Below are 8,533 nucleotides of genomic sequence, written 5' to 3'. Positions count from 1 at the left end.
GCGGGAAGCTGCGCTCGCCGGCGACGCCGCCGAGCGCAGCTTCCCGCAGGCGCCGAAGCCCTAGAGCATCTTCTGTGATCGCTAGATCACAGAAGATGCTCTAGGGTGTGGTGAGGATTCAACGATTGGGGATTTCGGCACGGGCGTTGATGTGATTCAAGGCTGCTTTTGGAGAGCCGCCTTTGACTGTCGCGCCTGATCCCGATGTCCTGAGCGACGCGCAGTGGGCACGGTTGGCGCCGCTGATGCCTGGCGGCTGCAAGGGCAAGCGTGGTCCGCGCACGGACAACCGGCTGTTTATGGATGCCGTCCTGTGGATGACCCGGGCCGGTGGGCGCTGGAAGGACCTGCCCGACCGCTTCGGCAAGGTCGGGACGGTCAAGCGCCGCTATTACGACTGGATGGCCCGCGGGGTGCTGTCCGACATCCTCGCGGTTCTCCGAGGAGGCCGACCTCGAATGGGTCTGCGTGGACGCCACCATCGTGCGCGCCCACCAGCAGGCCGCCGGAGCCCGCCGGGAAAAGGGGGCTCGAATGCCCAGGGCCTGGGCCGCTCCCGCGGCGGCCTGAGCACCAAGATCCACCTCGCCTGCGACGCGCTGGGCAACCCCGTGCGGTTACTCGCAGGCCCCGGCCAGCAGGGCGAGGTGTTGCGCGCGGCCGAACTGATCGAAGGGCTCGCCTGCCGCCACGTCATCGCCGACCGGGCCTACGATGCCGAACACTTCCACGATACCGTGCTCGACGCCGAGGCTCAGCCCGTCATCCCGCCGCGGCCCAATCGGCGCCGGCCGCACGCCTACGACAAGCACCTCTATAAAGAGCGCAACCTGATCGAACGCTGCTTTGCAAAGCTCAAACAATTCCGCCGCGTCGCCACCCGCTACGACAAGCTCCTCGTCAACTTCCTCAGCTTCGTCACCATGGCAGCCATCATCATCTGGCTCAAATAGTTAAATCCTCACTACGCCCTAGCCTGTTGTTGGTCACATTTTCTTCACGCGAGCCGGTCTCCACCTCGCTTGAAAATGCTCTAGCGCAGCCCGATGCCGGGGGTTGTGCGGCCGGGCAGGCGCGGCACCTTCGCGGTGCGCGACTCGATCGGGCCGCCGCAGGCGTAGACGAACTCGGTCTGCAGGTCAGTAAACACCGCCTCGCCGGTGATCTTGCAATCCTCGCGCACGGTCTCGTCGAGGTAGGTCCGCGCCGCGAGGCGGAAACGCGCCGCCCGCGTCTCGCCGGGGTCGCGCTCGGCGTAGCGGTCGCCGATGCCGCAGCCGGTGACCTCGCGCAGGGCGTTCGAGACGACGAGCATCCGCCGCTGCTGGCGCTGGTCGTAGACTTCGTAGGGATCGTTGCAGGAGATCGTGACTACCTGCGGCGTCAGGCTGACGTAGGTCTTGGAGATGTGGGAGAAGCCGGTGCAGCCGGTGACCGCGAGGCCCGTCGCGACGGCGAGGAGGAACGCCAGCCGCTGCATACCCGTCTCCACGCAACCCGCCCGCGGACCATCCCGCCCGGGCATTGAAGCCGCGATGGCCGCCCGGTCAAGCTCCACTGGGACACAGGTGCCGGCTTATGCGCCCCCACCCTCCCAATCCTCGACGCGCAAGCCCGGCACCCGCGCGAATTCGCGTACGTCGCGGGTGACGAGGATCAGGTTTCGGGCGAGCGCCTGGCCGGCGATCAGCGCGTCGTAGGGGCCGATCGGCGTTCCGGCCTCGGCGAACGCGGCACGAATCTCGCCCGCCTTGCGGTCGTCGTCCAACGCGAAATCCACGATCGACATGCGCAATCCCTCGAACGCTTCGAGGGCGACGTCGACGCGCAGAGCGCGAAAGGCTCCGAACAGAAGCTCGTGCGCGACGATGACGGAGAGGCCGTAAGCGCGTCTGGGATGGCCGAAGACCTTTTCGGTGACGACAGGTCTCCGGTTCATCACCGCGATCAGCACGTTCGTGTCGAGCAGGAACCTCTGTCGAAGAGCGCATCGAGACCGGGTCGGTCCTGCTGCGGCAAATCCTGCTCGACGGCCGCGAGAAGGCCCGTGGCGACCTCGTCGGTCAGGTGAGGAAACGACGCCTACTCGTCGTCCAACGGTTCGAGGATGACGGCGTAGCCATCGCGCCTGATCCGCACCGCCTCCGCGTCGAAGCGGAGTTCCTTCGGCAAGCGGACGGCCTGCGATTGCCCGGACCAGAACACCTTCGCGATGTCGGCCATGACTGCCACCTGCCATATCTTCCAAGGGATATATGCAGATGGCGTCCAGGCAGGAAACGGGCGAGGCGGGCCCGCTACTCCGCCGCCACCGCCAGATACCGTGCCGGGTCGTAGTTCAGGATCGGCCCGAGCCAGCGCTCCACGGCATGGAGGTCCATGCCCTTGCGCTCGGCGTAATCCTCGACCTGGTCGCGCTCGACCTTCGCGACGCCGAAATAGTGTGCCTTCGGGTGCGCGAGGTAGAGGCCGGAGACCGACGAGCCCGGCCACATGGCGTAGGATTCGGTGAGCTTCACACCGATGCGGCGCTCGGCCTGGAGCAGGTCGAACAGGGTGACCTTCTCGGTGTGGTCGGGCTGCGACGGGTAGCCCGGGGCCGGGCGGATGCCGTCGTATTCCTCGCGCACGAGGTCTTCCGGCGCGAAGGTCTCGTCCGGCGCATAGCCCCAGAACTCGCGCCGCACGCGCTCGTGCATGCGCTCGGCGAAGGCCTCGGCGATGCGGTCGGCGAGCGCCTTGACCAGGATCGAGCGGTAGTCGTCGTTGGCCCGCTCGAACTTCTCGGCGATCCGCACCTCTTCCAGGCCCGCCGTGACGACGAAGCCGCCGACGTAGTCGGCGATCCCGGTCTCGGCCGGCGCGACGAAGTCGGACAGGCAGGTGTTCGGCCGGCCGTCGCGCTTCGACAGCTGCTGGCGCAGGCCGTGGAAGGTGGCGAGTTGCTCGGACCGGCTCTCCCCGGTGTAGAGGGCGATGTCGTCGCCTATCGCGTTGGCCGGCCAGAACCCCAGGATCGCCTTCGGGTTGAACCAGCGCTCGGCGACGATCTGCTTCAGCATCGCCTGCGCGTCGTCGAACAGGGCTTTGGCCGCCGGCCCCTGGTTCGGATCCTCGAAGATCGCCGGGTAGCGGCCCTTGAACTCGTAGGTCTGCAGGAACGGCGTCCAGTCGATGTAGGGCACGAGGTCCGCGACCTCGTAGGTGCCGAAGACGCGGGTGCCGGTGAAGCTCGGCTTCTTCGGTGCGTACTCCGTCCAGTCAATCTTGAAGGCGTTGGCGCGGGCCTTGGCGAGCGGCAGGCGCTGCTTGTCGAGCTCCGAGCGGGCGTGGGCGTCGGCGACCTTGGCGTACTCGGCCTGCACCTTCTCGATCACGCCGCCGCGGGTCTCCTTGGAGATCAGGCTCGACACTACGCCGACCGCGCGGCTGGCGTCGGTGACGTAGATCGCTTGGCCCCGCTGGTAGGACGGGTGGATCTTCACCGCGGTGTGGACGCGGCTGGTGGTGGCGCCGCCGATCAGCAGCGGCACGTCGAAGCCCTCGCGCTCCATCTCGGCGGCGACGTGCACCATCTCGTCGAGCGAGGGCGTGATCAGCCCAGACAGCCCGACAATGTCGACGTTCTCCTTGCGAGCGACGTCGAGGATCTTGGCCGCTGGCACCATCACGCCGAGATCGATGATCTCGTAGTTGTTGCAGGCCAGCACGACGCCGACGATGTTCTTGCCGATGTCGTGGACGTCGCCCTTCACGGTGGCCATCAGCACCTTGCCGGCGGCGCGGCGCTTGCCGTCGCCGCCGTTGGCGAGCTTCTCCGCCTCCATGTACGGCTCGAGGTAGGCCACCGCCTGCTTCATCACGCGGGCGGACTTCACCACCTGCGGCAGGAACATCTTACCGGAGCCGAACAGGTCGCCGACCACGTTCATGCCGGCCATCAGCGGCCCCTCGATGACGTGGAGCGGGCGCTCGACGCCCTGGCGCGCCTCCTCGGTGTCGGCGAGGATGTACTCGGTGATGCCGTTGACCAGCGCATGCTCGATGCGCTTCTCGACCGTGTTCTGGCGCCAGGTCAGGTCGGCGGTCTTGGCCTGGGCCGAAGCGCCGGTCTTGAAGCGTTCGGCCGACTCCAGCAGGCGGTCGGTGGAATCGTCGCGCCGGTTGAGGACCACGTCCTCGCACAGCTCGCGCAGCTCCGCCGGAAGCTGGTCGTAGACCGCGAGCTGGCCCGCGTTCACGATGCCCATGTCCATGCCGACCTTGATCGCGTGGTACAGGAACACTGCGTGCATCGCCTCGCGCACGGGCTCGTTGCCGCGGAAGGCGAAGCTCAGGTTCGAGATGCCGCCCGAGATGTGGGCGTGGGGCAGCGTCTCGCGGATGATGCGGGTGGCCTCGATGAAGGCGACGCCGTAGCCGTTGTGCTCTTCGATGCCGGTCGCCACCGCGAACACGTTCGGATCGAAGATGATGTCCTCGGGCGGAAAGCCGACCTCCTCGGTCAGCACCTTGTAGGCCTTGGTGCAGATTTCGACCTTGCGCTCCAGCGTGTCGGCCTGCCCCTCTTCGTCGAAGGCCATCACCACCACGGCCGCGCCGTAGGAACGGCACACCTTGGCGTCGGCGATGAACTTCTCGATGCCCTCCTTCATGGAGATCGAGTTCACGATCGCCTTGCCCTGGATGCACTTGAGGCCGGCTTCGATGACGTGGAACTTCGAGGAATCGACCATCACCGGCACGCGGGCGATGTCGGGCTCGGCGGCGACGAGGTTGAGGAACTCGACCATCGCCTTCTCGGAATCGAGCAGGCCCTCGTCCATGTTGACGTCGATGATGCTGGCGCCGGCCGCGACTTGGTCGCGCGCCACGTCGAGGGCCGCCGCATAGTCGCCTGCCGTGACGAGCTTGCGGAACTTGGCCGAGCCGGTGACGTTCGTGCGCTCGCCGACGTTCACGAAGGGAATCTCCTTCGTCAGCGTGAACGGCTCCAGGCCGGACAACCGCATCAGCGGCGCGATCGTCGGGATCGCTCGCGGCGTCTTGCCGGCGACGGCCTCGGCAATGGCGCGGATGTGGTCCGGCGTGGTGCCGCAGCAGCCGCCGACCATGTTGACGATGCCGCCCTCGGCGAACTCGGCGACGAGCTTGGCCATCGCCTCCGGGCTCTCGTCGTAGAGGCCGAACTCGTTGGGCAGGCCGGCATTCGGGTAGGCGCAGACTAGCGTGTCGCAGACGCGGGAGAGCTCGGAGATGTGGCCGCGCATCTCGCGGGCGCCGAGGGCGCAGTTGAGGCCGAAGGTCAGCGGCCGGCAATGGCGCAGCGCATTCCAGAACGCCTCGGGGGTCTGGCCCGACAGGGTGCGCCCGGACAGGTCGGTGATCGTGCCGGAGATCTGGATCGGCAGCTTGACGCCGCGCTCGTCGAACACCTGCCAGGTGGCCGCGATCGCCGCCTTGGCATTGAGGGTGTCGAAAATGGTCTCGATCAGGATCAGCTCGGCGCCGCCGTCCATCAGGCCGCGGACCTGCTCGGCATAGGCCTGCTTGACCTGATCGAAGGTCACGGCGCGGTAGCCGGGGTTGTTCACGTCCGGCGAGATCGACAGCGTGCGGTTGGTCGGGCCGACGGCGCCGGCGACGAACCGGCGGCGGCCGTCCTTCTCCTCGGCGAGCTTGGCGGCCTCGCGGGCGAGCCGCGCGCCTTGCGCGTTCAGCTCGTGAATCACCGATTCCATGCCGTAATCGCCTTGCGCGATCGTGGTGCCGGAGAAGGTGTTGGTCTCGCAGACGTCGGCGCCGGCCAGGAAGTAGTCGAGGTGGATCTGCCGGATCGCGTCGGGCTGCGTCAGGATCAGGAGGTCGTTGTTGCCCTTCTGGTCGTGGGAGTGGTCCTTGAACCGTTCGCCCCGGAAGTCGGCCTCGCCATAGCCGAGGCGCTGGATCACGGTGCCCATCGCCCCGTCGAGGACGAGGATCTTCTCCTTGGCGCGCTGGCGCAGGGCGGCTTCGATTTCGGTGCCGTCGACGGGGCGGAGGTCGGTCATGGATGTCTCACTCGTCATTCCGGGGCCGCGCAGCGGAGCCCGGAATCCAGAACCGCGACGGGTCCGGGAGGTCGGTTTCGGCTGTCGTCGAAGTCGTTTCGGCAAGGTCGGAGCGTCTGGATCCCGGGCTCGCCTGCGGCGCCCCGGGATGACGGAGCGGTCGAGCCGTCAGGCGGCCTTCGCCGCCATCACCTTCGGCGCCTGGGCACGCAGGCCGAGAAGATGGCAGATCGCGTAGACGAGGTCGGAGCGGTTCATCGAGTAGAAGTGGAAGTCGTTGACCCCCTCGTCCACCAGATCGAGCACCTGCTCGGCCGCCACGGCCGCCGCCACCAGCCGGCGAGTCTCGACGTCGCCCTCAAGCCCCTCGAACCGCGCCGCCAGCCAGTACGGCACCGAGGCGCCGGTGCGGCGGGCGAAGTTGGCAGCCTGCTTGAAGTTCTGCACCGGCAGGATGCCGGGGATGATCGGGATGTCGATGCCGGCGGCGCGCACCTTGTCGACGTAGCGCAGGTAGACCTCGTTCTCGAAGAAGAACTGCGTGATCGCCTGGTCGGCGCCGGCGTCGACCTTGGCCTTCAGCGCGTCGATGTCGGCGTCGAGCGAGGCGGCCTCGGGGTGCTTCTCGGGATAGGCCGAGACCGAGACCTTGAAGTCGCCGATCCGCTTGATGCCGGCCACGAGGTCCGAGGTCTGCGCGTAGCCGCCGGGATGCGGCCGGTAGGCGTGGCCGACGCCCTCGGCCGGGTCGCCGCGCAGCGCCACGATGTGGCGCACGCCGGCATCCCAGTAGGACTGCACCACCGCATCGATCTCGTCGCGGGTCGCGTCCACGCAGGTGAGGTGGGCGGCCGGCTTGAGGCCGGTCTCGGTCACCATGCGGGCGACGGTGTTGTGGGTACGCTCGCGGGTGGAGCCGCCTGCGCCGTAGGTCACCGAGACGAACTTCGGCCCGAGCGGCGCCAGGCGCTCGATCGAGGACCAAAGGATCTTCTCCATCTCCTCGGTCTTCGGCGGGAAGAACTCGATCGAGACGCGGATCGGGTGGTAGCCGTCGCGGCTGGCACGGTGGCGGATGGCGTTCGGCATGGGCTTCGTCCTCGATGTCGTTCGGTTCAGACGATCGTCACGGATATCTGGCCGCCTCAGGCGACGGCGCGCTCGGGTCGGATGGCCTCGGGCATCGCGCGGCGGTCCGCCGCGAGCCAGAGGGTGACGGTGAGCTGGGCCCTGTCCGTCGGTGCGAGGTCGCGGGTCACCTCGGTGTCGAGCCCGGCCTCGGCCAGCCAGCCCGAGACCTGGTCGGCGGCAAAGCCCAGGCGGCGGTGAGCCTGCGACTCGCGCAGGAATTCGAGGTCGTGCGGCGCGAAATCGACCACCAGCATCCGACCGCCCGGCGCCACGAGGCGGGCCGCCTCGCGCAAGGCGCGCCCAGGCTCGTCGAGGTAATGCAGCACCTGATGCACCACCACGAGGTCGAAGCTTCCGCGGGCGAAGGGCGGCGCGTGGATGTCACCTTGGCGTAGGTCGACCCGCGAAAGGCCCATCCGCTCGAGGTTGGCGCGGGCGACCGACAACATGGCGTGGCTCGAGTCGAGGCCGGTCGCGCGGGCGGCGAGCGGCGCCAGCAGCCCGAGCATCCTCCCGGTGCCGGTGCCGAGATCGATCAGGCTGCGGACCGGGCGCGGACCGAGCGCCGCCAAAACAGCCGCCTCGACGGTGGCCTCGGGCACGTGGAGCGAGCGCAGCTCGTCCCATTTCGGCGCGAGCCGCGCGAAGAAGGTCTTGGCGGTTTCCGCCCGCTGGTTGCGGACCGCATCGAGCCGGGCGCGATCCTCGGAGAGCGGTGCGCCGTCGCGTGCGAGCCCCGCGATCAGCGGATCGACGAGGCCGGCCCGGGTCTCGGACAAGCGGAAGAACGCCCAAGCCCCTTCGCGGTGGCGCTCGATGAGCCCGGCCTCGACGAGAAGCTTGAGGTGGCGCGAAATCCGCGGCTGCGACTGGCCGAGGATGTCGGTGAGGTCGGAGACCGAGAGCTCGCCCTCCGACAGCAGCGCCAGGATGCGCAGGCGCGTCTCCTCAGCCGCCGCCCGGAGCACACCGAGGGCGTCGGGGAAGGAGACCGGTGCCGTCGTCTGGGCGCGATCATGAGACATAAAGATATCTTTATGTTCGATCGCATCTTGTGGCAAGCGCCTTTTCTTAAGCACGACGCCTATTCGGCATCCCACAGCCACGCAGCGCCGCGCACGCCGGAGGCGTCGCCGTGCAGGCTTTCGCGGATCGGCGTGTCGAAGCGGTCCGAGAACACGTGCGGCGCGGTCGCCGCCGGCAGTCCGCCGATTAGTTCCGGGACCCGCGAGAGGCCGCCGCCGATCACGACCACGTCGGGATCGAGGATGTTGACCACGTGGGCGACACCGCGGCCAAGCCGGTCGAGATAGGCGGCGAAGCTCGCCCGCGCGCCGGCCTCGCCTGCGCGC

At 68.1% G+C, this 8,533-nt stretch carries 7 protein-coding genes and 1 pseudogene; 1 reads left to right on the top strand and 7 read right to left on the bottom strand.

What is annotated here, in order from left to right; genetic code table 11:
- Positions 1-182: 182 nt before the first annotated feature.
- On the top strand, positions 183-953 hold the full coding sequence (locus FV222_RS11505) for an IS5 family transposase (RefSeq protein WP_246685425.1): 771 nt from the start codon (positions 183-185) through the stop codon (positions 951-953).
- Positions 954-1,033: 80 nt separating this feature from the next.
- On the opposite strand, the gene FV222_RS11500 is transcribed toward FV222_RS11505, so the two are convergent.
- The 7 genes and pseudogenes from FV222_RS11500 to FV222_RS11470 all read right to left on the bottom strand — a co-directional run.
- A complete protein-coding gene (locus FV222_RS11500) occupies positions 1,034-1,480 on the bottom strand; it encodes a hypothetical protein (RefSeq protein WP_147752403.1) in 447 nt (148 codons plus the stop codon).
- Between the two features lie 96 nt (positions 1,481-1,576).
- Positions 1,577-1,969, bottom strand: a complete 393-nt coding sequence (locus tag FV222_RS11495) for a type II toxin-antitoxin system VapC family toxin (RefSeq protein ID WP_281406054.1) — start codon at positions 1,967-1,969, stop codon at positions 1,577-1,579.
- 116 nt (positions 1,970-2,085) lie between these two features.
- Positions 2,086-2,223: pseudogene (locus tag FV222_RS11490) on the bottom strand (AbrB/MazE/SpoVT family DNA-binding domain-containing protein); the annotation flags it as partial.
- Between the two features lie 74 nt (positions 2,224-2,297).
- A complete protein-coding gene (gene metH / locus FV222_RS11485) occupies positions 2,298-6,050 on the bottom strand; it encodes a methionine synthase (protein WP_147814333.1) in 3,753 nt (1,250 codons plus the stop codon).
- 168 nt (positions 6,051-6,218) lie between these two features.
- Entirely contained in the window at positions 6,219-7,139 is a 921-nt protein-coding gene (metF, locus tag FV222_RS11480; protein ID WP_147752399.1) for a methylenetetrahydrofolate reductase [NAD(P)H], read from the bottom strand.
- 56 nt (positions 7,140-7,195) lie between these two features.
- Positions 7,196-8,206, bottom strand: coding sequence for a metalloregulator ArsR/SmtB family transcription factor (locus tag FV222_RS11475; RefSeq protein ID WP_147764875.1), 1,011 nt, complete (start codon positions 8,204-8,206; stop codon positions 7,196-7,198).
- Between the two features lie 59 nt (positions 8,207-8,265).
- The coding region (locus FV222_RS11470) for an ROK family protein (protein ID WP_147814331.1) at positions 8,266-8,533 on the bottom strand (268 nt) is incomplete at its 5' end.

Origin of the sequence: Methylobacterium sp. WL103, from assembly GCF_008039885.1 — a bacterium.
Taxonomy (GTDB): Bacteria; Pseudomonadota; Alphaproteobacteria; order Rhizobiales; family Beijerinckiaceae; genus Methylobacterium; species Methylobacterium cerastii.
This window is presented reverse-complemented; position numbering and strand designations above follow the sequence as displayed.

What these genes read in the sequence shown, in the direction of transcription:
- FV222_RS11500 (WP_147752403.1), bottom strand. Translation starts at nt 1,480, where the DNA reads ATGCAGCGGCTGGCGTTCCTCCTCGCCGTCGCGACGGGCCTCGCGGTC.
- metH (WP_147814333.1), bottom strand. Translation starts at nt 6,050, where the DNA reads ATGACCGACCTCCGCCCCGTCGACGGCACCGAAATCGAAGCCGCCCTG.
- metF (WP_147752399.1), bottom strand. Translation starts at nt 7,139, where the DNA reads ATGCCGAACGCCATCCGCCACCGTGCCAGCCGCGACGGCTACCACCCG.
- FV222_RS11475 (WP_147764875.1), bottom strand. Translation starts at nt 8,206, where the DNA reads ATGTCTCATGATCGCGCCCAGACGACGGCACCGGTCTCCTTCCCCGAC.